The organism is Flavobacterium magnesitis (assembly GCF_041729735.1).
GTDB lineage: Bacteria > Bacteroidota > Bacteroidia > Flavobacteriales > Flavobacteriaceae > Flavobacterium > Flavobacterium magnesitis.
This window is the reverse complement of sequence record NZ_JBCFQK010000018.1, coordinates 56698-80385: the sequence shown is the minus strand read 5'-3', so window position 1 is coordinate 80385 and position 23688 is coordinate 56698. Positions and strand designations below refer to the sequence as shown.

Genomic DNA, 23688 nt, shown 5'->3' with positions numbered 1-23688 from the left:
AATAATGAATATCGATAGTTTTTTCTATAATGGAGCAATTTTCAAGTGCGATTTGTGCGGCTGTTTTATAAGCAGTAATTAATCCGCCCACACCTAATTTAGTTCCGCCAAAAATACGAACAACAACTAGAAGTATATTGGTTACTGAAAAAGACTGGATTTGCCCATAAATAGGCATTCCTGCCGAATTGCTGGGTTCTCCATCATCATTGGCTCTGTAATTTGTTTTTTCAGTGCCTATTTGGTAAGCGTAACAATAATGACAGGCAGTAGGATGTTTTTTTCTTAAAACCTCAAGTATGGGTTTGACTTCTTCATCAGAAATTATGGGAAAGGCATAACCAAAGAATTTACTTCCTTTTTCTTTAAAAAGAATTTCTTCGGATGGAAATGCAATGGTATTATAAGTGTCGTTCATTGTTCAATCACAATGGTAATATCAAAATCAATTTCAAAAAAGAATTGCCATTGCCATTGAATTTTGTTATTGCAATTGTTTACAGTATTTCTTTGTCGAATAAATCGATCACATCTTCTTTACCTACCTGAAGATTCCAAACATGAATGCCTAATGCTTGTGCGGCATCTGTATTTTCTTTTTTGTCGTCTACAAATAAAGTGTGTTTGGGTTGTAATTGGTGGTTGTTCAAAACGCAATGATAAATTTCCTTATCGGGTTTACGCATTCCCATTTCGAATGAAAAATAGACTTTTTCAAAACATTGGTAAAAATCGCTGTAGAAAGAAGTGCCAACTCTTTTTTCGAATGTGTTAATATGAATCGAGTCGGTGTTGCTTAATAGAAACAAACGGTATTTTTGAGAAAGCATTTGTAAAAATTCCAGACGATAGAGCGGAAAATCCAATAAAACAGCATTCCAGGCCTTAAGAATTTCTTCAATAGATGCATTAGGTAACTGTTTTTGAAATCCACCTAAAAAATCGTCTTTTGAAATATTTCCTTTTTCAAATTGAATATTTAACTGATCTAAATCGGCATTCCATTCTTCTAAACCTAAATTTTTAAGTCCGTCAATAGTGGCTTTTTTGTCTAAATTAATAAAGACATCTCCAAAATCAAAAATAATAGCATTAATCATGATTGGTAAATATTATAAGTTCATCTTCTAAAATGAACTGTTTTTGGTTTGTTTTTAATTGTATAACTGGCGCTTTTGTTCCGTTTTTAAAAGTAGCTTTTCCTTTAAAAATACGTGCTTCGTCCCAAAGATTTGCATCAATAAAAGTTTGTAATGTTTGACGGCCACCTTCAATTATTACCGATTGAATTTGATGTTTAAATAAGGTTTCTAAAATTTGAGAAGCTATATTTTGTTCAAAATCAATTCTTTCAAACATAAGGTTTTCTTGGTTTGTATTGGTGTTTGTTTGGCAAAAAACAATCGTTTTGATTTGATTGTCCAGCAAGAAACTTTCTTTAGGAATCCGATTATTTTTGTCTAAAACCAATCTTACGGGATTATTTCCAGTCCAATCCCGAACGTCTAGTTTCGGATTATCATCTATAGCAGTTTGCGTCCCAACAAGAATGGCCTGTTCTTCGCTTCGCCATTTATGAACTAGTTGTCTCGAATATTGATTGGTAATCCAGACGGGTTTTTGTTCGTTTCTTTCGTTTGGCGCAATAAAACCATCTTGACTTTCAGCCCATTTCAGGATAACATACGGTCGTCTTTGTTGGTGAAAAGTAAAAAACCGTTTGTTAAGTGCGTTGCATTCGTTTTCCAAAACGCCTACAGTAACATTTATTCCTTCTTCAAGTAATTTTTTGATGCCGTTTCCAGCTACTTTTTCGTTAGGATCTATAGTTCCGATAACTACATTCGGTATTTTATTTCGAATAATTAAATCGCAACAAGGTGGCGTTTTTCCAAAATGACTGCAAGGTTCTAAACTAACATAAATGGTAGCTTTCTGCAAAAGCGATTTGTCTTTAACCGAATTTACGGCATTCACTTCGGCATGCGGTTCTCCTGCTTTTTTATGCCAGCCTTCGCCAATAATTTTCCCTTCATAAACAATAACGCTACCCACCATCGGGTTAGGATAGGTGGTTCCTAAGCCGTTTTGGGCTAGTTCAATGCAGCGCGCCAAGTATTTTTCATGTATCTTCACAAGGCAAAAGTAGTTATTTTTGAGTTTATGATTTAGTTTTAAAACCACTAAAAATAACAATAAACTATTGCTATTTTTGCTTTTTGGAAGCTTAACAGTAAAAAAAAAATTTAACCATTAAGATATTTAAGGGAATTTAGGCTCAATGTTTCTTAATATCTAAATGGTGAATGGAAAGATTTTAATTTTTCAATCTGATATAAGGTTGGAAAATAAGTTTTTCTTGTTTCACCAAGAAATTTTAAAAATATGCAAATCAAACAATATAGATCTCAATTTATTCAAGCGCTTTCAACTATTTGTGATGAAGGCGAAGCTGAGAGTTTTTTCTATTTGATATTAGAAGATAAAAAGCAATTGAAACGAATTGACCTTGCTTTGCAGCCTGATTTGGTTTTTTCGGAAGAAGAAATCGGGATTTGGAATGCCATTTTGGAACAACTAAAACTAGAAATTCCAGTTCAGTATTTGCTTGGAAAAACTCATTTTTACGGTTTGGAATTTGAAGTCAATGAAAATGTTTTGATTCCGAGACCAGAAACCGAAGAGCTAGTAGATTGGATTATTAAAAGTCGGAAGTCAGAAATTAGAAGTCAGAAGTTAAGGATTTTGGATATTGGAACCGGGAGTGGTTGTATTGCAATTTCATTGGCGAAAAATCTTCCGAATGCAAAGGTTTTCGCAATTGATGTTTCTGAAAAAGCTTTGGCTACAGCCCAAAAAAATGCTGTAAGGAATCAAGTTGAAGTAGTATTTATTAATTCCGATATATTGTTATTGGAAGATTTTGGAAAACTTCCCACTTCCCACTTCCCACTTCCCGCTTATTTCGACATCATTGTTTCAAATCCGCCTTATGTTCGAAATTTAGAAAAAGAGGAAATCAGGAAAAATGTTTTGGACAATGAACCGCATTTGGCACTTTTTGTTGAAGATGATAATGCCTTAATTTTTTATCGAAAAATAGCCGAATTAGCTCAGAAAAATCTATCTCAAAACGGACAATTATTTTTCGAAATCAATCAATATCTAGGAAAAGAAATGATTAATTTACTTGAAAATATGAATTTCAAAAATGTTGAATTGAGAAAAGATATTTATGGGAATGATCGAATGGTTTTTGGGAGAATTTAGATTTCAGAAAGCAGACTCAGAAGGCAGAAAGCAGAATATAAATTCAGATTCTAGAGAGTAGGTTTTAAGAGAATTTATCAGGATTGTTAATCATGTAATTGATGAGTTTTCCAACTTCTAAGCTTTTAGCAGTTAGTTCGCTAAATAATTCTTCTGAAATATATTCACATGCAACGGAGTATTCTAACCATGCTTGAGTTTCTGCATTTTCTGCGTCGCAGTCTGTGAGTTTTAAAATAAAGTGTTTTTCGTATCTTATTTTTCGTGAAGCTTCAGCTAAATTAGCAGAAACACTTCTTGAGGAATGTCTAATTTGGTCTGTTAATGAATATTTCTCTTCAATTGGGAAGGATTTGGTCATTTTGAAAATCAACATTGACAATTCAAATGATTTCTTATAAGCTAATAAATCTTGAAATCTCATCTTTTATTTTTTAGTTAAAACTGTTATCTCATATCTCCTTTTTTAATTCTGAAGTCTGCCTTCTGAAGTCTACCTTCTGAACTACTCATATCGCAACGCTTCAATAGGATCTAACACAGCTGCTTTAATAGCCGGATACAATCCAGAAACGATAGCCACAATAAAACTGGTTAAAAAAGCAGCAAAAATAGCACCCCACGGAATAACAAATGCAAAACTTAAAGCACTGGCAATTCCGTAGCCAATTAAGATTCCGAAAATAATTCCGGCTAATCCGCCTAATTGTCCAATAAGTAAGGTTTCTATAAAAAACTGAATGGCAACAGTAGAACGTTTGGCGCCTAATGCTTTTCGAACGCCGATTTCCCGAGTGCGTTCCGTAACCGAAACGATCATAATATTCATCAAAGCAATCGACGATCCTAAAATTGTAATAATACCAATGACCCATGATGCCCAACCTAAATATTGGGTAATGCTAAGAATTCGGTTAATCAAATCATCACTTCGAACCACACCAAAATTATTGTCTTTAATGGGACTCAGTTTTCGGATGCTACGCATCGTGCTAATGGCATTATCGGTGGCTTGTTCCAGAAACTCTTTATTATTTACCATTACGCTCAGGTTGTAATTGATATTAGGAGCGGTAAAAAGCGAGCGAGCCACTTGAATAGGAATTAAAACTCTTAAATCCTGGCTGTTGCCAAATGTGGAACCTTTCTCTTTCAATACACCAATCACTTTAAATCGCGCGCCACGAATAGAAATGGTTTTATTAATAGGATTGACATCTTTTAACAATCCTTTTTCGAAATCCGAACCGACCACGCAAACATAATTGTTGTTGCTGATATCAAAATTATTAAAATTTCGTCCTGAACTGGTTTCTAATCCAGAATTGGTTACAAAATATTCGTCGACACCTATAACTGAAATTTCAGGATCGGTCTTTTGAGCTTCAAATTTTACTTCGGCGATTGAAGTAGCTTTAAAAGAAAGTGAAGTTTGCGAAAGCGGAAAATTGTATTTGTTTTTAAATGCGACAGCTTCAGGATAAGAAATAATTGGATTGATGATTTCTCGTTCATCGCCGCCTTGTTGTTTAACGGTGTTTTCGTACCGATTGATATTAAAGGTATTGGCTCCCATAGAAGCAAAATCAGAAGAAATGGTGTTTTCTAAAGCTGAAACTACTGTAAGAATTCCTACCAGTGCGGTAATACCAATGGCAATAATTATTATAGTAAGTGATGTTCTTAGAATTTGGGTTTTAATCGAACCAAAAGCTATTTTTATATTTTCCTTTAATAGATTGCTCATCGTAATAGTTTGATACGAAAATACAATTTTTGAGAGAAGTTTGTTTTCAAGGCGAGTTATTTATTTTAAAAATAAGATATTTGCAGTGAGAAAAGCGAAGTGTAGTAGGGAGCTGGAAGAAGGAAGTTGGAAGTCTGAAGCTGGGAGTTGGAAGAAAGAAGATTAAAGTTTAATATTTCTAATTCCAAAATTTCAAACTTTACACTCCTAGCTTCAGACTCCCAACTCCCAGCTTCAGACTTCCAACTCTAATAACTTCTAACTTTTAAAAATGGCATCAAAACCAAGTATTCCTAAAGGAACAAGAGATTTTTCACCTGCTGAGGTGGCTAAACGTCAATATATTATCCAGACTATAAAAAGTAATTTTGAGAAATTTGGTTTCCAACCGATTGAAACACCTTCGTTTGAAAATTCAGAAACCTTGATGGGGAAATATGGAGAAGAAGGCGATCGATTGATTTTTAAAATATTGAATTCTGGAGATTATCTCGGAGAAATAAAAAATATTCTTTCAATATATTTAAATAGTGTTTTTAAGAATGTTGTTACTCAATTGTCACTACGTTTAAGTCAGCAAAATGTTGAAAATTTCTATGAGGAAAAAATAAAGAGCATATCTAATTTATCATTAGAAGATAATCGCCAAGAAATTGAAATTATCATTGATAGGGCTTATGAAAAAGTATTAGAGAAATTAGTCTCAGAAGATTTTATTGAAAAATTAGTCTCAGAAATGAATTCTAAATATAATTATGAATTTAAATTGCAAAATTTTTATTCAGATGAATTAAAGGATATTATTTTAGAAGAAATTTCAAGTTTAAAATCCAGTAAAGTATTAAACAAAAATATTTATAACGCAATAAAAGATTGTGAATCTTGTGATATTGCAGATAGTGAAGTTGTCAAGGAATTTATTGAGAGGAGAGTTTTTAGGGTTTTAGGAAAATATTTCACATTGATTGAGAGTAAAAAACTAACAACCCAAATTTCTGAAAAAGCGTTGCGTTATGATTTGACCGTTCCGTTTGCAAGATATGTGGTGCAACACCAAAACGAAATTGAATTTCCTTTTAAGAGATACCAAATCCAACCGGTTTGGCGTGCGGATCGCCCGCAAAAAGGACGTTTCAGAGAATTTTTTCAATGTGATGCCGATGTAGTAGGTTCAAAATCCTTGTGGCAGGAAGTAGAATTGGTACAATTATATGATACGGTTTTTAGTACTTTAGGTTTAAACGGAGTAACGGTTAAAATCAATAATAGAAAAATTTTATCTGGAATTGCTGAGGTAATTGGTGCTTCGGATAAGTTGATTGATTTTACAGTGGCTTTGGATAAATTAGATAAAATTGGTGAAGACGGTGTTAAGAAGGAAATGATTGAAAAAGGAATTTCTGAAGATGCTATTGTAAAAGTGCAACCTTTGTTTAATTTCACTGGAAGCATTTCGGAGAAAATTGAAAAATTATCACAGCTTTTAGCCGCTTCAGAAGAAGGGATGAAAGGAGTAGAAGAATTACGTTTTATTTGTGATAACGTGACTAAATTAGGATTAGCTACTGCAATTTTAGATTTGGATGTAACCTTGGCACGTGGTTTAAATTATTATACAGGAGCTATTTTTGAAGTGGCTGCTCCAAAAGGAGTAGCAATGGGTTCTATTGGCGGCGGTGGAAGATACGATGATTTGACCGGAATTTTCGATTCTAAGAATAAAATGTCGGGTGTTGGGATTTCTTTTGGATTGGATCGAATTTATTTGGTTATCGAAGAATTAGGTTTGTTTCCAGAAACCGTTACGGCAAGTTCTAAAGCCTTGTTTATAAATTATGGAGATCAGGAAGCTTTTTATGCTTTGCAGGCGATTAAAAAATTGCGCTCTGAAGGTATAAAAGTCGAATTGTATCCTGATAATGTTAAGGTAGGAAAGCAATTTCAGCATGCTGACAAACGCAATATTCCTTTTGCAGTGATTGTAGGAGGAGAAGAAATGAGTTCGAATACCTATTCGCTTAAGAATTTAGTTTCGGGAGAACAAGTAATATTAGATTTTGAAGGATTAAAGAATGCTTTAGTTTAATTCAAAACCGCATAAAAACAAAAAAAGCTTTGTCTGTAGACAAAGCTTTTTTTAGTATAAGTAATCGCGAATTAATAATTGTTTTGTAATCAACTGTAATTTTCGGTATTTCAAATCGAAAATCAGAGATTGATTATTACCTAATAACAAACATATAGAATCTATTTGGATTATGTCTTAAAAATTTATTAAAATTTTAATTTTAACTTCAAAAAAGAATAATTTAAGAAAAAAGAGGCTGCAAAAATAGCTATTAGGAAAAAGTGTGACAATTTGACATTTAGAATGATTTGGCAGTACTTTTGCTATCCAAAGGAAAGTGTAAAAATGAAGTTTAAGAATATTTTTAAAAATAAGGGAAATATGAGTACTGAGAATACAGAAATCGATAAAGAAATGGATGACGTAACATTGGAAAATACAGCAAGCGAAGAGCAAGCAGTTACTGAGGAGTTAAGTGTTGAAGAGCAATTGATAAAAGACTTAGCAGATGAAAAAGATAAACATTTACGATTATTTGCTGAATTTGAAAACTATAAAAGAAGAACTTCAAAAGAGCGCATTGAATTATTCAAAACAGCCAATCAGGAAGTTTTATTAGCCATGTTACCTGTTTTAGATGATTTTGACAGAGCGATTATTGAAATTGCTAAATCAGAAGATGAAACTTTGACAAAAGGGGTAGAGTTGATTCATGAAAAATTGAAAAACACTTTGTCTTCTAAAGGTTTAGAGTTAGTTGATGTGAAAATTGGAGATGCTTTTAATGCAGACTTTGCAGAAGCAATTACACAAATTCCTGCACCATCACCTAAATTAAAAGGTAAAATAGTAGATGTTCTTGAAAAAGGATACAAGCTAGGAGATAAAATTATTCGTTTCCCAAAAGTAGTTATTGGGCAATAAATTCGAGTAGAAATGTACTATAAGTGCGTTTGAAAAAAATAAATACAAATGAAAAAAGATTTTTACGACATATTAGGTGTTTCTAAAAATGCTGATGCTGCGGCGATAAAGAAAGCCTACAGAAAGAAAGCAATAGAATTTCACCCTGACAAAAATCCTGGAGACAAAGCGGCAGAAGAAAAGTTCAAGGAAGCGGCAGAAGCTTATGAAATTTTAGGAGATGCTGACAAAAAAGCAAAGTACGACCAATATGGACATCAGGCTTTTGATGGTTCTGGTGGATTTGGCGGAGGTCATGGCGGCATGAATATGGATGACATCTTCAGTCAGTTTGGTGATATCTTTGGAGGTGGTTTTGGTGGTTTTGGCGGAGGCGGAAGCCGAGGTGGAGTTCGTCGTGCTAAAGGAAGTAATTTACGTATCAAAGTAAAACTGACTTTGGAAGAAATTGCTAATGGTGTTGAGAAAAAAGTAAAGGTAAAACGTAAAGTTCAGGCTCCTGGAGTTTCTTATAAAACTTGTTCTACTTGTAATGGTCAAGGACAGGTAATGCGAGTGACTAATACTATTTTAGGTAGAATGCAATCAGCGACAACTTGTCCTGCTTGTGGTGGATCTGGTCAAATTTTAGATAAAAAACCAGCTAACGCTGACGCTCAAGGAATGATTGTAGAAGACGAAACGGTTTCTATTAAAATTCCTGCAGGTGTTGTGGATGGAATGCAATTAAAAGTTTCTAACAAAGGAAATGATGCGCCAGGAAATAGTATTCCTGGAGATTTAATTGTTGCTATCGAAGAGTTAGAACACGAATTCCTGAAACGTGAAGGCGAAAATTTACATTATGATTTATATGTAAGTTTCCCAGAAGCTATTCTTGGAGTTTCAAAAGATATCGAAGCCATTAATGGTAAAGTTAGAATCAAATTAGAAGAAGGAATCCAATCTGGAAAAATTCTTCGATTGAAAGGAAAAGGAATCCCAAGTATCAACGGATATGGAAATGGAGATTTGTTAGTTCATGTTAATGTTTGGACACCCAAAACATTGAATAAAGAGCAAAAACAATTTTTCGAAAAAAACTTAGAAGATGATAACTTTCTTCCAAATCCTGAAAAATCAGACAAATCATTTTTCGAAAAAGTAAAAGATATGTTTTCTTAATTTTTTCGAATAACAATAAATAGCAAGAAGTCCATCCCATGAAAGTGAAGATGGACTTTTTTTATAAAACAATTCAAGCTATTTAATTTGTAATTATTTACTTTTACCATCGCAAGGTCAAAAAGACCCAACCGAAGAAGAAAATTCAAAAAATCAGCATGAACACCTTATTAGAAGTCAATAAAGTAGTGAAGCAATACGGCAATTATGTAGCGCTAAACGAAGTTTCTTTATCTGTTCCTAAAGGCAGTATTTACGGACTTTTAGGCCCTAATGGTGCCGGAAAAACTTCCCTTATTCGAATCATTAATCAAATTACCATGCCAGATAGTGGTCAAATTATTCTGGATGGCGAAAAATTGCAACCCAAACACGTACAATATATAGGTTATCTTCCCGAGGAAAGAGGTCTGTACCAAAGTATGAAAGTTGGTGAGCAATGCTTGTATTTGGCACAAATGAAAGGTTTGTCTAAGGCTGAAGCCAAAAAACAACTGGAATATTGGTTTGACCGATTGGGAATTCAAGGTTGGTGGAACAAAAAAATTCAGGAACTTTCTAAAGGAATGGCACAGAAAATCCAGTTTGTAGTTTGTGTGTTGCACAAACCTAAATTATTGATTTTCGACGAACCTTTCTCTGGTTTTGACCCCGTAAATGCCAATATAATTAAAGATGAAATTCTGGCGTTGCGTGATGAAGGTGCTACTATTATATTTTCGACACATCGAATGGAAAGTGTGGAAGAATTGTGCGATCATATAGCTCTGATTCACAAATCGAATAAATTAATCGAAGGAAAATTAGAAGACGTTAAAAGACAACATAAAACCAATAGTTTTGAAGTAGGTGTTTTAACCGATAATGTAGAAGGTTTGATGTTTGATATTACGCAAAAATTCACCGTCAATCCCGCTCATTTTAAATCGTTAAATAAAGAATTAAAACTCGAAATTCAAATTGGAAATTCACTTCCAAATGAATTATTGCATCTTTTAACTCAGCGCGGACAAGTCACTCATTTTGTAGAAAAAATTCCGAGTGTAAACGATATTTTTATACAAACGGTAACTAAATAAAAAACAATAAATGAATTCCAAATTCCAATCCTTTGGAATTTGAGATTTTAAAATTTGAAATTTGCGAAGTATGAGCATTATATCACTAATTATAAAAAGAGAGTTTTTTGCCAAAGTGCGCAACAAATCCTTTATTGTAATGACTTTTTTAAGTCCGTTATTGTTTGTGGGAATAGCGGTATTTGTTGGCTATTTAAGTTCGATGGAAGCCGATATAAAACGCGTGGCTATTCATGACGAAACGGGTTTGTTTGTCAACGAATTCATAGCTCAAAATACCGAGGACAACGCATACAAATACTTTGATTTTTCCCAAATTGACAATCAATTTTTAAAAGATAGTATTACCAATAATGGTTATGAAGGCGTATTGGTTATCCCAAAAACCACTGATGTACACGATTTAGAAAACAAAATTGAATTTATTTCTAACTCCAGTCCGAGTATTTCATTTATTGAAAATGCACAAGATATTATTGCTAAAAAGTTAACCAAAATCAATCTGGAAAATGCTCATTTAGATACTTTGGCGATAAAAAAAGCACAGGCTAGTGTAAATATTAATATAGCTAAAACTTCGGGAGAGCAAGGTTTAAAAGGATTGAACGAAGCTAAAATTGCTATTGGAGGCGCTTTTGGTTATCTCATTATGATGTTCATTATTATTTATGGAAATATGGTAATGCGTAGCGTGATTGAAGAAAAAACAAATCGTATTGTAGAAATTATTATTTCTTCAGTAAAACCTTTTCAGTTGATGATTGGCAAAATTATTGGTACATCATTAGCGGGAATTTTACAGTTTACCATTTGGGTAATTATTGGACTTTCGTTGTTGTTTGCCGCTTCGGTGTTTTTTGGAGTAAATGTTGGTCCATCGGCTAGTTTATCTCCAGCTTTAATGGAACATTCGCAAACAGAATTTGCAGGAACGGCTCAGTTGTTTATCAAAGAATTATGGAATTTACCTATTGCCAGTATTTTGATTGGTTTTGTGGTTTATTTCATTGGAGGTTATTTTTTATACAGTTCTTTCTATGCTGCTATTGGTGCTGCTGTAGATAATCAAACCGATTCACAGCAATTTCTTTTGCCAGTAATTATGCCTTTGATGTTGAGTGTTTATGTTGGTTTTTTTAGTGTAGTGAATGACCCGAATAGTACAATGGCAGTTACTTTTTCGATGATTCCGCTTACTTCACCAATTGTTATGTTAATGCGAATTCCTTTTGGAGTTCCGTTATGGCAAATAGCCGTTTCGATTGCGTTATTGTTTGGAACATTTTTATTAGTGGTTTGGTTTGCCGCCAAAATTTACCGCGTAGGAATATTGATGTACGGGAAAAAACCAAGTTGGAAAGAATTATACCGTTGGTTAAAATATTAAAGATTGTTAATACGTTAATTCGTGGATTTGGTTATTTGCTTAACCAATTAACCGAATCATCAAATAACCAAATAAACAAATGAGTAAAATATTAATTATCGAAGACGAAGCCGCTATTAGAAGAGTGCTTACTAAAATTCTTTCGGAAGAAAATGATACTTATCAGGTTGAAGAAGCTGAAGATGGCGTTTCGGGTTACGAAAAAATAAAAAATAACGATTACGACCTGATTCTTTGCGACATTAAAATGCCAAAAATGGATGGTGTCGAATTATTAGAAGAAGTCAAAAAGATAAAGCCTGAAATTCCGATGGTGATGATTTCTGGTCATGGCGATATGGAAACGGCAATTAATACGATGCGTTTGGGGGCTTTTGATTATATTTCAAAACCACCTGATTTGAATCGTTTGCTGAATACGGTTCGAAATGCTTTAGATAGAAAACAACTGGTAGTTGAAAATAAAATTCTAAAGAAAAAAGTCAGTAAAAACTACGAAATGATTGGCGAAAGTGAAGCAATTAATCACATCAAATTGATGATTGATAAGGTTGCTCAAACCGAAGCTCGTGTATTAGTTACTGGTCCTAACGGAACTGGAAAAGAATTAGTAGCACACCAATTGCATGAAAAAAGTGAGCGTGCCAGTTTTCCTTTAATCGAAGTGAATTGTGCTGCGATCCCGTCAGAATTGATAGAAAGCGAATTGTTTGGTCACGTAAAAGGGGCTTTTACTTCGGCGGTGAAAGACCGTGCAGGAAAGTTTGAAGCGGCCGATAAAGGAACTATTTTTCTGGATGAAATTGGCGATATGAGTCTTTCGGCTCAAGCCAAAGTATTACGTGCTTTACAAGAAAATATCATTACCAGAGTTGGTGCTGACAAAGACATTAAAGTCGATGTACGTGTAGTGGCTGCGACGAATAAAGATTTGAAAAAAGAAATCGAAGAAGGGCGTTTTCGTGAGGATTTGTACCATCGATTGGCAGTAATTTTAATTAAAGTACCTTCGCTGAATGACAGACGCGAAGATATTCCATTGTTGATAAGACATTTTGCAGATAAAATTGCTTCAGAACAAGGAAATGCAGTGAAGAAATTTTCGGATGATGCGATCAAATTGTTGCAAGAATACGATTGGACGGGAAATATCCGCGAATTACGCAATGTGGTGGAGCGTTTGATTATCCTTGGCGGAAGCCAAATTTCTGAAAATGACGTGAAGCTGTTTGCTTCCAAATAAAATAGTAATGGGTTAGGAGTTATAGGTTAGAAGTTTAACCATATAACGCATAACTCATAACGTACAACTAAAAATATGAAACTAAAAAAAATAAACGAAAAGTTACAGCAAGGATTAATTGAAAACGGATTAACCGAGGCAAATGATATCCAAAAAGAAACTTTTTCGACTATAAAAAGCGGTGTCGATTGTATTATTATCGCTCCGGATGGAGAAGGAAAAACGACTACAATTGTGTTAAACGTAATTCAGCGATTGATAGGTTCTGTTGAAGAATCGCCAAGAGCTTTGATTATTGTGGAAGACAAAGACAAAGTTTTAGAAATGGAAGCGCTTTTTGAAAAGTACGGAAAGTATAGTGAACTGGAAGTGTATGGTGTGCATGATAAAGGCGATATGGATTATGATAAAAATTATGTTTCAACTGGAATCGACGTTTTAATTGGTACTCCAAATAAATTGAATGATATGTTTTCTACGGCGGGTTACAATGTAAACCGATTGAAAATGTTCATACTAGATGATGCTAATCCAATTTTGAAATTGCGTCACGAAACTAAAATTATGCGTATTTCGAATAGTATTGCTAAAACACAGCGTATTATTTTTGGAGATCAATTTTCAGAAAGAATAGAAATTCTGGCAGAAAAAATGATGGAAGAGCCTGAAATATTTGATTTTGAAGATGATGTGGAGTATGAAGATGAAGACGATTTAGAAGACGAAGAAAAGGACGGAGAAGAAGAATAAAAATAAAAAATAGAGTACCATGGGATTAATGAAAGTGTTTTCAGGAAGTGAAATTTTAGCTTTGGCATTAAAAGAAAAAATTGAAGCAGTAGGTGTAGATACGGTGATAAAAGACAATATTCAATCGGCTAGATTGGCTGGTTTTGGAAGTTCAGGTTCGGCAGTAGAATTGTTCATTCAGGAAACTGATTTTTCTAAGGCCAATCCTGTAATTGAGGAGTTTCGATTGAATATTTAATAGTTGTATATTTGTTGTTCTAATTAATACTGTCGAAATGGATATAGATGCAAAGAAAATAGAATTGTTGGATTGGTTGCTTCATATTAACGATGAAAGTAAACTCAAAAAAATAATGGCGCTGAAAATAGTTTTAGATAAAGAAACTGTTGCCCATACTATTAGCGGTTATCCGGTAGATAAAGAAGAATATATCAATATGGTTAAAGAGGCTGATGAACGAATTACATCCGGTAATTATACTACACTTGAAGATTTAGAAAAAGAAATCGAAAATTGGTAACATGGGAAAGCCAATTAGGACACTTTGGGATAATCAAGCCAAAGCCGATTTAAAACTAATCTTTGATTTTCTCCAATTAAAGTCACCTCAAGGAGCTAAAAATGTCATTAGAGATATTGTTACGCAGAGTAAAAACATTCATTTTACGGAGCAATATCAGGTGGATGAATTTTTAGGAGAACCTTACAGAAGAATGATTGTTCGAAATTATAAGATTATTTATAAAATTCATTCGGAAACTGAAATTAGAATTCTTCAAATTTTTGATACCAGACAAAATCATAGTAGATTAAAAAAATAAAAGATGAAATACAAAATGTTGGTTCTTGACATGGATGATACCTTGTTGAACGATGACCATATCATTTCGGATGAAAATAGAGCGATGCTTTTTAAAGCCAAAGAAAAAGGTGTACAAATTATTTTAGCTTCTGGGCGACCAACGCCTGCGATGATTGAATATGCCAGAGATTTGGGATTAATGGATTCGTATATGATTTCGTTTAACGGAGCCGTAATTACCGATTTAAAAACTAATGAAATCATTTTCGAACAAACCCTGACTCAGGAACAAATTCATACTTTGTATGATTACAGCCAAGAAAAGAAAACGCATATTATTACGTATCTAGACGGAAAAGTAATTAGCGAAACCCGTTCAGAATATATTGATATCGAAATTGATATCACTGGATTAGAACACGAAGTGGTGCCTAATTTCAAAGAGCGTGTTCAATCGGCGGCGATAAAATGTATTTTGCTGGAAGAACCTGGTTATTTGAAAGAAGTAGAAGCCGATTTAAAAGCAACGATGCCACATTTGAGCGTATGTATGTCTAAACCTTTTTTCTTAGAAGCCGCTCAAAACGGAATCGATAAAGGTGCCAGTGTAAAATTTCTGGCTGACAAATTAAACATCTTACAGTCAGAAGTGATTGCGGTGGGGAATGCAGGTAACGATTTAACGATGATTGAATATGCAGGTCTTGGTGTTTGGGTTGACAATGTGGATGATCATTTAAGAGACAAAGGCAATGTGATTGTAGCTTCTAATAATAATCACGGTGTTGCTGAGGTAATCCAAAGATTTATATTGGCTTAGGTTTTTTTAAATTATAATTTAAACCATTAAAAAATTAAGGTAATTTAAGAGCAGTTCTTAATCTTGATTTTTTAATGGTTTTTTTGTTTCAGGAGATTGTCATTGCGAGCGATAGCGTGGCAATCTCATCAAGTATTTCTACAAAGTATTGAAGAGCCTTTTTTTTAACTCTACAAAGTATTGAAGAATGTAATTAATTCACTTTTGTTGGCACAAAGTCGGAGACATTTGCGCAGCGAGCTAAACTTTGCTGAGCAGGTTTTTAAATTGCTAACGTTTTGCGCCTAGGCACAGTTTTTTGCTTGTCCAAGTTATGTATTTGAGCGTTAACACGCAAAAAAATGTGCTTAGGCGCTGTTAGTGGCTGGGCTTTATACTTTCAAGTTTGTCAAGTAGTTTGTCAAGGTCTTTATAAAATTCTGTCTTGTGTGGTTTCTTTATTATTAATAAGTCAGGCGTTCCGAAATGATCATTGATTTCGTGCAAGATAATTTCCTTGAGGTCTTGTCTTGATTTATTCGTATAAACTCCGCTTATCAAATGGCTTGTCAAGCAGTCGTATTCGTTGTCTGGCGCACCGCCAAAAATAAGTCCGCACGGGTCAAACGTATTTACAAAGTCCTGAATTTTTTTGAAGTCGGCCTTGTATTTTACTTTTAATTCTTTTTTGTCTGGATGCTCGTGTGACATTAACAATGATTATTGCTTAATAAATACATTTCAGTTACATGCCAAAGAATGAAAAGAACAATACCAGCATAAAATAGTCTGCCTTGCCATTTAAAATAATTACTTGCGGTGTCTGCATTTGATTTAATTGCTTGCTTTATACCTTCGACGCCTGCTTTTATTTTGCCAGGATTATTTCCTGAGTCTGGATGTCTGCCGGCAAGAATGTCGAAGTAAGTGTTGTTAGCATACAAATTACTGATAACATATTTAATGAACATAAGCCCGCAAAAAATACTTATGCCCCAAGATATTACAGATAGTCCTAAGGTAACTTGACTCCATTTAAGCGGAAGTCCGCTTGTCTTGTAAATTGCAAAGCCGATTGCAGAAACTGTCAAAGCGAGAACGTAATAAACATATTTCTCTTGCTGTTGTCTGAACTGTCGTTGTATTTCTTTCTGATTTTCTTCCATGTCTGTTTGTCGTCAAGCCTTGCCACTAACTAGTATATACCCATAAAAAACCCTCATATATACACCCAAAATCGGGTAGATTGGCGAAGGTTTTATTTCGTTTTATTCTTCTTTCAAATATAGAAAATAATACTTGTGTACCATTATTTTATTTTTTTTGCTTTGTAGAGCGATTTTTATGCTAAGTCAAGTAAAATAAGGCGTCCGAAGCAAAAATAATGCCCTCTCACGAGCTTCGGACTGCCTCCCACGGTCTTCGGACTGCTTCCTGAGAGCTTCTGTCAGCTTCCCACGGTCTTCGGACTCCTATTTATATGCTTCGGACAGGTTCTTTTTAGCTTCTGAAAGAGTTTCGCTCTCATCGGACTTCCTTTTTATCTGTTCATCAGTGTCATCTGTGGTCTGTTTTTTTATTTAGTCCGCTTAGCGGACAATCCTGTTATTTTATATATAATTGTAATTCGTTACGGTATTCTCGTATTTGTTTGTAAATTTGCGCACTCTATTTTTTTGACAACGATTTCATTAAATAGAGACTACTTATGGAAAACAGAAAAAAAGTGGCCTTTTATACCCTGGGCTGTAAACTGAACTTTTCGGAAACATCGACGATTGCCCGTAACTTACAAGACGAAGGTTTTGATCGCGTGGATTTTGAGGAAGTGGCTGATATGTATGTCATCAATACCTGTTCGGTGACTGAAAATGCCGATAAACAATTCAAACAAGTGGTGCGTAAAGCAATGAAGCTGAATGACAAAGCGTTTGTCGCTGCTGTAGGTTGTTATGCCCAATTGAAACCCGAAGAACTGGCGAATGTAGATGGAGTGGATTTGGTTTTAGGCGCTACTGAAAAATTCAAATTAGCTGATTACATTAACGATTTGTCTAAAAACGATATGGGCGAAGTGCATTCCTGCGAGATTGCCGAAGCCGATTTTTATGTAGGTAGTTACTCCATTGGCGACCGTACCCGTGCTTTCCTGAAAGTACAAGACGGTTGCGATTATAAATGTACGTATTGTACGATTCCGCTGGCTCGTGGAATTTCCCGTAGTGATGAATTACAGAACGTATTGAAAAATGCTTATGAAATTTCGAAGCAAAACATCAAGGAAATTGTGCTTACCGGTGTAAACATTGGCGATTATGGAAAAGGAGAATTCGGAAATAAAAAACACGAACATACATTTCTGGAATTAGTTCAGGCTTTGGATGAAGTGGAAGGAATTGAGCGTTTGCGAATTTCATCTATCGAGCCGAATTTATTGAAAAATGAAACGATTGAATTTGTTTCGAAAAGCAGAACTTTTGTACCGCATTTTCATATTCCGTTACAATCTGGAAGTAATGATATTCTGAAGTTGATGAAACGCCGTTATTTGCGTGAAGTTTATACTGAAAGAGTGAATAAAATTCGCGAAGTGATGCCACACGCCTGTATTGGTGTGGATGTGATTGTGGGTTTTCCTGGAGAAACGGATGAACATTTCTTAGAAACCTATCATTTTTTGAATGATTTGGATATTTCATACTTACACGTTTTTACCTATTCAGAACGTGATAACACCGAAGCTGCCGAAATGGATGGCGTTGTTCCGTCGAATGTTCGCGCGAAACGCAGCAAAATGCTCCGTGGATTATCGGTTAAAAAACGCCGTGCTTTTTACGAAAGTCAATTAGGAACCAGCAGAACGGTTTTGTTTGAAGGCGAAAATAAAGAAGGTTACATTCATGGTTTTACCGAGAATTACGTAAAAGTAAAAACGCCTTGGAATCCGGAATTAGTCAATACTTTACACCAAATCAATTTGACTAAAATTGATGAAGACGGAAGCGTGAGAATGGAATTTGCTTCAGCTTTGGTTTAGATTTAAACATATACCTGTCTGCCGACAGGCAGGAGTAATATAAGTTTTTTAGACCATTAAGAGATTAAGAAAAATTAAGCGCAAAACCTTAATTAACCTTAATTTCTTAATGGTTTTTAATTTTCATTATATAAGTCCATATAAGTTTTTTTTTAAACCATGAAGGAAATTAAGAAAAATAAGATTAGTAGTGTTCTTAACTTTCTTAAATCTCTTCATGGTTTAATTGTTTTTACTTTTCCCAAAGTTTAAATTTTATAAACTCTTTGTTTAATTGTATAAGGGTAAAAGCGGGCGAATGAGGTAATTTTAGGACAATTAAAATTGAATCATTATGAAGCCAAAATTATTTATACTTAGTGCATTAGTTTGTTCTGTTTTATTGTCTTGTAAAGAAAATAACAAAACGGTAAAAGAAGAAAAAAAGGAAGTGAAAATTGAACGTAAGAAACCCAATACTATTACTTATCATTTTGAAAAGACTAAAAGTTGGTTAGAAAAATCAGCAAATGATAGCACCCAATTTCAGATTGTTTCTGCTATTAATCGAATCGATGCACAAAATCTTAAAAAATTAGATTCTATTGTTGTGCCAAATGACACCAAAGGTGATATAGCTCATTATTTGCCATTTCCACTTCAGGTTCCCTATTTGGAAGATATTAGTAAAATTATTTACTTCTCCTATCCAACACAAACATTTGGAGCTTATGAGTACGGAGAATTGGTTTACACAGGACCAACAAATATGGGAAGGGAAAAAGATAAAACGCCGACAGGATTGTTTTTTACCAATTGGAAAGCCGAAGAAACAACCAGTACTTTTAACGACGAGTGGGATTTAAAATGGAATTTTAATATTGAAAATAAATTAGGTGTAGGATGGCATCAATATGAATTACCGGGTTATCCAGCCTCACATTCTTGTTTGAGACTTCAGGAAAGTGATGCTAAAAAACTTTATACCTGGGCTGATGAATGGGTACTTCAGGATGATAAAAACGTAAAGGTAAAAGGAACTCCAGTAATTGTTTTTGGAGCTTATCCATTTGGACAACCAAAACCTTGGTATCAGTTAGTTTCAAGTCCTAATAGTTTGGAAATTTCAAAAAGTGATATTGAAAAAGAAACGCAGTCCCATATGAATACTATTTTAAAAGAACAAAAAAATAGAGAAACGGTTCAGGGGAAAAAGTAAGAAAGAACTACAGATTCTCAAAATTTTAAAACCATTAAGAAGTTCAATAAGATTAAGCGTAAAACTTAATACAATTGAACTTCTTAATGGTTTTATTCAGCAATTATTTTGGGTTATCCTAAATTAATAATTTTAACGAATTGATGTAATTGGTGTCAAATTCAATGACTCTTATTTTTTCGGGATTAAAACTTAATTCGCCTCCAAATTCACCTCTAATATCTAGAAAGTCAATAGTTAGTTCTTCATTGTTTAATTCAATCAGTTTTCCTAAATATGCGGATTTAGCTGACTTTTTTGCAATTTGAAAAACACCGTGTTTCTTATCAATATAGCGAATAATAGCATCTAAATCTTTGATAGGAATAATGTCTTCAGCATTTGTTTTTAGACCTTTTAACCGAATTACTTTTTCAGTGAATTCAATGTCTTCATCTCTGTAAATGTTTTCTACATTCTTATTTCTAAGAATAACATAACCATCAACTATAAAGTCAATAGGATTATTTCTTAATAAAATCCAATCATCAGAATAGTCAATCAGAAAGCCATTGTAAACTTCTTTTTTATCTTGAAATTCGATTGAAATTAATTGTCTTAAATATTGTTCCATTTTGTTAAGTTTTTAAGAAATTCCAATAATTGGAATTTGGAATTTTATATTTGGAATTTATTTTTTAGGGATTTGTAGACCAAATGCTACTGTTTTTAATAAACACGCGTCGGTTGAGTTTTAACTGGGCAATGATTAATTCTGCAATATCATCGGATTGCATTACTTTCTCTGGATTTCCATCGGTTAATTTTAAATCTTTAGCCATGTCAGTAGCCACAGTGCTTGGCGTTAAAGCCGTAACTCGAATGTTGTGTTTGCGAACTTCCTGCATCAGCGAATCGGTCAATCCCAGCACAGCAAATTTAGAAGCACTGTAAGCACTTGTAAGTGCATTTCCTGCTAATCCCGCTGTAGATGAAATATTGATGATATCACCTGTTTGTCTTTCGATCATATTAGGTAAAACGGCTCGGGTAGTATAATAGGTTCCCATTAAATTAACCTTAATAATGCGTTCCCATTCCGTCGGTTCTAGTTCTAAGAATTTTCCAAAAGCCGCAATTCCTGCATTGTTGATTAAAATATCTATGGTTTTGAATTCGGCCAAGGCTTTTTCAACAGCAGCGTTTACGGAATTAATATCCGAAACATCGGCAGTTATTGCTAATACTTTTACTCTTAAAGATTTGATTTTTAATGCTACGGCATCAATGTCGTCTTGTGTTCTGGCTACTAAAATAATGTTTACACCTTCTTTAGCTAATGCAATGGCAATGGCTTTTCCTATTCCTTTTCCTGCGCCTGTAATCAACGCATTTTTGTTTTTTAAATCGATCATGATTATTTAAGATTGAGTGATAATTTATAAATTGTAGTTTCGAGAATTTCGGTATCCTTGTCTTCGCAAAGTAGAAATTCAATTTTGTTATTTTCTTTTTTGAAAAAAGTAATTCCTTCAAATTTGTGGGTTGCACTGATTTTTTTGGTGAAATCAATTTTCATGGTTTCCAAATCAATTCTTCCAATGATGCTTCCCAGTACTTCGCCATCATCATAAGTAGATTGCGTATCTTCGGCTGCTGCCAAAAAATAGAGTTTGTTGTCAACCAATATGCCATCGGTAAAACTAGTGCGGACTCCTTTTATTTTGGGAAGTTTGTAATCATTTGACAATAAACTGAAATCCTGATCTAATTTTTTAGCATGAAAACTAAAAAGGGTGTTTTTGTTTGAAATTCCGTTTCCGCGATTAAAGAAATACCAGTTTTCGCCATCGTGAACAGCACCTTCGAGATTGAATTCTTCGGGTTTGATGGAAGCAAAATTTTGCATTACTTCATACAAGTTGACTAGATTGTTTGTTTTTATTTTCTTTTTTTGTTCCAAATCAAATTCTACCATGGAATTCCTTTTTGAAGTAGAACCCGAACCAAATACGTAAAGCGTATCTTGAAAAGCAGTCATGGCTTCAAAGTCAGGTTTGTCTTTTTTGAGAATGTTTTCGGATGATTTTTCTATTAAAGGATGACGTTTTAAGTCTTGCGAATTAATATGATATTCGTATAGAAAACCACTGTTGTCACCAATAACGAATAAGGAATTGTCTTTGAAAAAAAGTCCTGAAGCAGAACCGATTCCGATGATGTGAAATAGAATTTCGAGTGTGAATTTTTCCATAAATATTGTTCTGAAAACGGGTTTCTAGCCCGGGTAGTAGCGACATCCTTTAACTACTTTCTTTAAGTAGTTAAAGATATAGCGGATAACCGGAAAATAGCTCCTTATATTGAGGTTTAAAAGGCTAAAATTATAGTATTTATTGCTTATATTTGAGAATGTAACGTTAAAATATTCCTTATGAAGTCGATTAATCCAGATGATTTTAAAGTAACGAAGCCAATTAGTTTGTCTGAAATTCCAACGAATTTATTTAATAAAGCCAGTGACGATGATAAGGAGGAAAAGTTAGATAAGGTTCAGGCGAAATTGAGTGAGCTGCAAGATGTGATGTATGCACACAATAAATATGGCGTTTTGATTTGTTTACAAGGCATGGACACTTCGGGAAAAGACAGTTTGATTCGGGAAGTTTTTAAGGAATTTAATCCGCGTGGTGTGGTGGTACATAGTTTTAAAACGCCGAATTCTACGGAATTAGAACACGATTATTTATGGCGACATTATTTGGCTTTGCCAGAAAAAGGAAAATTTGCCGTTTTTAATAGAACGCATTATGAGAATGTTTTGGTTACTCGTGTGCATCCTGAATATTTATTGAACGAAAATTTGCCCGGAATAGAAAATGTAGATGATGTAACGCCACAGTTTTGGGAAAATAGAATGGAGCAAATTAAAAATTTTGAAAAGCACATTACTCAAAACGGAACGATTGTGTTAAAATTTTATTTGCATTTGAGTAAGGAAGAACAACGAAAGCGTTTGTTACGACGATTAGAAGAGGAAGAACACCATTGGAAATTTTCGCCGGGAGATTTAAAAGAGCGTGAACGCTGGCAGGATTATATGAACTATTATGAAGAAGCAATTAATAAAACCAGTACTGAAAACGCGCCTTGGTTTGTAGTTCCTGCTGATGATAAAGATATGTGTCGTTATATAGTAGCCAAAATTATTTGGGAAACCATGAAACAATTTTCAGATATTAAAGAACCAGAATTAGATGATAAGGTCAAAATGAATTTTGCAATGTACAAAGAGCAATTGACAAAAGAATAAAAAAATAGCTGACTACTTTTTAAAGCGGTCAGCTATTTTTTTAAATAAAATTTATTAAATTTTAAATAGGCATTTTGGCTTTACAATTTAAAACCATAAGCCAGTCTAAGTGCTACCTGACCAAAACCTTTTCCTGCACTTCCATCACTATTTACAGTTGGGAAATCAGAATAGTGTTCATAACGGGCTGAAATATCAATGTATTTCGTTGCATATCCAATTCCTGGAGCTAATAACAAAGAAGTATCGTTGTAATTATTAGTTACAGCAAATGCAGCACCAGCTTCTCCAGTTAAATAAAATTGGTCATTCCACACAAAAGCTTTTACACCTGCTTTTACTGGAATGAAACCTAAATCGTCACCATCATTTTCGCTTACAAAAATGTTATTGAAACCTGTAGTTAAGGTTATCGAATATCTTTTTGTTAAATCATATTGCAAACGAGCATCAGCACCTAAGGCTAATTTGTATGGATCTTCGGTGGCATAACCAGCGTTTAAACCAAATCCAAGTCGGAAACCTTGATCGTATTTTGCAGTTTCCTGAGCTTTTGCTCCATTAAAAGTAAATAATGCCAGTGCAAATAGAAAGGCAGCGGTAATTTTCTTTGTAGTTTTCATAATTTGAGGGTTTTAAATAATTAAATTTTTATTATCGTTTGTTCAATCACATTCATAAAAGGTTGTACTAGTGCTAAAAAACGTTAATTGTTTTTAAATGTTGTGGTAATTATTGCTTTTTTATATTAAAACAGTATGAATCATTGACTGTCAATGCACTGCAAAGTCTTGTTTTTTATAAAGTAATGTAGAAACTAATGTGTGTTAATCTAAAAGCAATGTTTTGATAAAATAGGAGTCTCGTTTTTTGGTTTTTAATTTAAAAAGTAGAATTATTCTTTAAGTTTTGGTAATATTTACTTCA

General features: G+C 33.8%; 26 protein-coding genes. 15 read left to right on the top strand and 11 right to left on the bottom strand.

All coding sequences use genetic code 11. The annotated features are described in order from the left end of the window. The 3 genes from AAGV33_RS12365 to ribD form a co-directional block, all read right to left on the bottom strand. A partial coding sequence (locus AAGV33_RS12365) for an IMPACT family protein (RefSeq protein WP_373392335.1) occupies nt 1–418 on the bottom strand: 418 nt, incomplete at its 3' end. A 79-nt stretch (nt 419–497) separates the two neighbouring features. Further along, the gene (locus AAGV33_RS12360) at nt 498–1100 is read right to left on the bottom strand and encodes an HAD family hydrolase (protein WP_373392334.1); all 603 of its coding nucleotides are present in this window, start codon (nt 1098–1100) and stop codon (nt 498–500) included. Further along, nucleotides 1093–2136, bottom strand: a complete 1044-nt coding sequence (gene ribD / locus AAGV33_RS12355) for a bifunctional diaminohydroxyphosphoribosylaminopyrimidine deaminase/5-amino-6-(5-phosphoribosylamino)uracil reductase RibD (protein WP_373392333.1) — start codon at nt 2134–2136, stop codon at nt 1093–1095. The genes AAGV33_RS12360 and ribD overlap by 8 nt, the downstream gene beginning before the upstream one ends. 249 nt (nt 2137–2385) lie before the next feature. On the opposite strand from ribD, the gene prmC reads away from it, so the two are divergent. Continuing rightward, nucleotides 2386–3270, top strand: a complete 885-nt coding sequence (gene prmC / locus AAGV33_RS12350) for a peptide chain release factor N(5)-glutamine methyltransferase (RefSeq protein ID WP_373392332.1) — start codon at nt 2386–2388, stop codon at nt 3268–3270. A 64-nt stretch (nt 3271–3334) separates the two neighbouring features. Here the strand turns inward: prmC and AAGV33_RS12345 are convergent, their stop codons facing one another. Together AAGV33_RS12345 and AAGV33_RS12340 are read right to left on the bottom strand one after the other, a co-directional pair. Continuing rightward, nucleotides 3335–3694 (bottom strand): four helix bundle protein, encoded by a 360-nt coding sequence (locus tag AAGV33_RS12345; RefSeq protein WP_373392331.1) that lies wholly within the window; start codon nt 3692–3694, stop codon nt 3335–3337. Nucleotides 3695–3775: 81 nt separating this feature from the next. Beyond that, complete coding sequence (locus AAGV33_RS12340; protein ID WP_373392330.1) at nt 3776–5017, bottom strand: ABC transporter permease; 1242 nt, start codon at nt 5015–5017, stop codon at nt 3776–3778. Nucleotides 5018–5288: 271 nt separating this feature from the next. On the opposite strand from AAGV33_RS12340, the gene hisS reads away from it, so the two are divergent. The 11 genes from hisS (at nt 5289) to AAGV33_RS12285 (ending at nt 15255) form a co-directional block, all read left to right on the top strand. Continuing rightward, the gene (hisS, locus tag AAGV33_RS12335) at nt 5289–7103 is read left to right on the top strand and encodes a histidine--tRNA ligase (protein ID WP_373392329.1); all 1815 of its coding nucleotides are present in this window, start codon (nt 5289–5291) and stop codon (nt 7101–7103) included. A 327-nt stretch (nt 7104–7430) separates the two neighbouring features. After that, on the top strand, nt 7431–8009 hold the full coding sequence (locus AAGV33_RS12330) for a nucleotide exchange factor GrpE (protein WP_373392328.1): 579 nt from the start codon (nt 7431–7433) through the stop codon (nt 8007–8009). 48 nt (nt 8010–8057) lie between these two features. After that, on the top strand, nt 8058–9173 hold the full coding sequence (gene dnaJ / locus AAGV33_RS12325) for a molecular chaperone DnaJ (RefSeq protein ID WP_373392327.1): 1116 nt from the start codon (nt 8058–8060) through the stop codon (nt 9171–9173). Between the two features lie 158 nt (nt 9174–9331). Continuing rightward, on the top strand, nt 9332–10252 hold the full coding sequence (locus AAGV33_RS12320; protein ID WP_373392326.1) for an ABC transporter ATP-binding protein: 921 nt from the start codon (nt 9332–9334) through the stop codon (nt 10250–10252). A 70-nt stretch (nt 10253–10322) separates the two neighbouring features. Next, nucleotides 10323–11639 (top strand): ABC transporter permease, encoded by a 1317-nt coding sequence (locus tag AAGV33_RS12315; protein ID WP_373392325.1) that lies wholly within the window; start codon nt 10323–10325, stop codon nt 11637–11639. A 79-nt stretch (nt 11640–11718) separates the two neighbouring features. Then, nucleotides 11719–12882 (top strand): sigma-54-dependent transcriptional regulator, encoded by a 1164-nt coding sequence (locus AAGV33_RS12310; RefSeq protein WP_373392324.1) that lies wholly within the window; start codon nt 11719–11721, stop codon nt 12880–12882. A 75-nt stretch (nt 12883–12957) separates the two neighbouring features. Then, a complete protein-coding gene (locus tag AAGV33_RS12305) occupies nt 12958–13632 on the top strand; it encodes a DEAD/DEAH box helicase (protein WP_373392323.1) in 675 nt (224 codons plus the stop codon). Between the two features lie 19 nt (nt 13633–13651). Beyond that, nucleotides 13652–13870 (top strand): putative signal transducing protein, encoded by a 219-nt coding sequence (locus AAGV33_RS12300; RefSeq protein ID WP_373392322.1) that lies wholly within the window; start codon nt 13652–13654, stop codon nt 13868–13870. 37 nt (nt 13871–13907) lie between these two features. Beyond that, nucleotides 13908–14153 carry a hypothetical protein gene (locus AAGV33_RS12295; RefSeq protein WP_140485065.1) on the top strand — a complete coding sequence of 82 codons (246 nt, stop codon included), beginning with the start codon at nt 13908–13910 and terminating at the stop codon, nt 14151–14153. A gap of 1 nt (nt 14154) precedes the next feature. After that, complete coding sequence (locus tag AAGV33_RS12290) at nt 14155–14454, top strand: type II toxin-antitoxin system RelE/ParE family toxin (protein ID WP_373392321.1); 300 nt, start codon at nt 14155–14157, stop codon at nt 14452–14454. A gap of 3 nt (nt 14455–14457) precedes the next feature. Then, nucleotides 14458–15255 (top strand): Cof-type HAD-IIB family hydrolase, encoded by a 798-nt coding sequence (locus AAGV33_RS12285; RefSeq protein WP_373392320.1) that lies wholly within the window; start codon nt 14458–14460, stop codon nt 15253–15255. A gap of 357 nt (nt 15256–15612) precedes the next feature. Here AAGV33_RS12285 and AAGV33_RS12280 read toward each other — a convergent pair whose 3' ends face one another. Together AAGV33_RS12280 and AAGV33_RS12275 are read right to left on the bottom strand one after the other, a co-directional pair. Then, nucleotides 15613–15945 (bottom strand): hypothetical protein, encoded by a 333-nt coding sequence (locus tag AAGV33_RS12280; protein ID WP_373392319.1) that lies wholly within the window; start codon nt 15943–15945, stop codon nt 15613–15615. Next, complete coding sequence (locus AAGV33_RS12275; RefSeq protein WP_373392318.1) at nt 15945–16400, bottom strand: hypothetical protein; 456 nt, start codon at nt 16398–16400, stop codon at nt 15945–15947. The genes AAGV33_RS12280 and AAGV33_RS12275 overlap by 1 nt, the downstream gene beginning before the upstream one ends. A 542-nt stretch (nt 16401–16942) precedes the next feature. On the opposite strand from AAGV33_RS12275, the gene mtaB reads away from it, so the two are divergent. Both mtaB and AAGV33_RS12265 read left to right on the top strand, forming a co-directional pair. Beyond that, nucleotides 16943–18271, top strand: coding sequence for a tRNA (N(6)-L-threonylcarbamoyladenosine(37)-C(2))-methylthiotransferase MtaB (gene mtaB, locus AAGV33_RS12270; protein WP_373392317.1), 1329 nt, complete (start codon nt 16943–16945; stop codon nt 18269–18271). Nucleotides 18272–18605: 334 nt separating this feature from the next. Continuing rightward, nucleotides 18606–19469: a L,D-transpeptidase gene (locus AAGV33_RS12265; RefSeq protein ID WP_373392316.1), complete on the top strand. Its 864-nt coding sequence runs from the start codon at nt 18606–18608 to the stop codon at nt 19467–19469. 118 nt (nt 19470–19587) lie between these two features. On the opposite strand, the gene AAGV33_RS12260 is transcribed toward AAGV33_RS12265, so the two are convergent. The 3 genes from AAGV33_RS12260 to AAGV33_RS12250 form a co-directional block, all read right to left on the bottom strand. After that, nucleotides 19588–20082, bottom strand: coding sequence for a hypothetical protein (locus AAGV33_RS12260; RefSeq protein ID WP_373392315.1), 495 nt, complete (start codon nt 20080–20082; stop codon nt 19588–19590). A gap of 64 nt (nt 20083–20146) precedes the next feature. Then, a complete protein-coding gene (locus AAGV33_RS12255) occupies nt 20147–20863 on the bottom strand; it encodes a 3-ketoacyl-ACP reductase (RefSeq protein ID WP_373392314.1) in 717 nt (238 codons plus the stop codon). 2 nt (nt 20864–20865) lie between these two features. Then, the gene (locus tag AAGV33_RS12250) at nt 20866–21702 is read right to left on the bottom strand and encodes a DUF6929 family protein (RefSeq protein ID WP_373392313.1); all 837 of its coding nucleotides are present in this window, start codon (nt 21700–21702) and stop codon (nt 20866–20868) included. A 180-nt stretch (nt 21703–21882) separates the two neighbouring features. Between AAGV33_RS12250 and AAGV33_RS12245 the strand changes: the two genes are divergently transcribed. Then, nucleotides 21883–22761 (top strand): PPK2 family polyphosphate kinase, encoded by an 879-nt coding sequence (locus AAGV33_RS12245; protein ID WP_373392312.1) that lies wholly within the window; start codon nt 21883–21885, stop codon nt 22759–22761. An 80-nt stretch (nt 22762–22841) separates the two neighbouring features. Here the strand turns inward: AAGV33_RS12245 and AAGV33_RS12240 are convergent, their stop codons facing one another. Then, a complete protein-coding gene (locus AAGV33_RS12240) occupies nt 22842–23384 on the bottom strand; it encodes a hypothetical protein (protein WP_373392311.1) in 543 nt (180 codons plus the stop codon). Between the last annotated feature and the right edge of the window lie 304 nt (nt 23385–23688).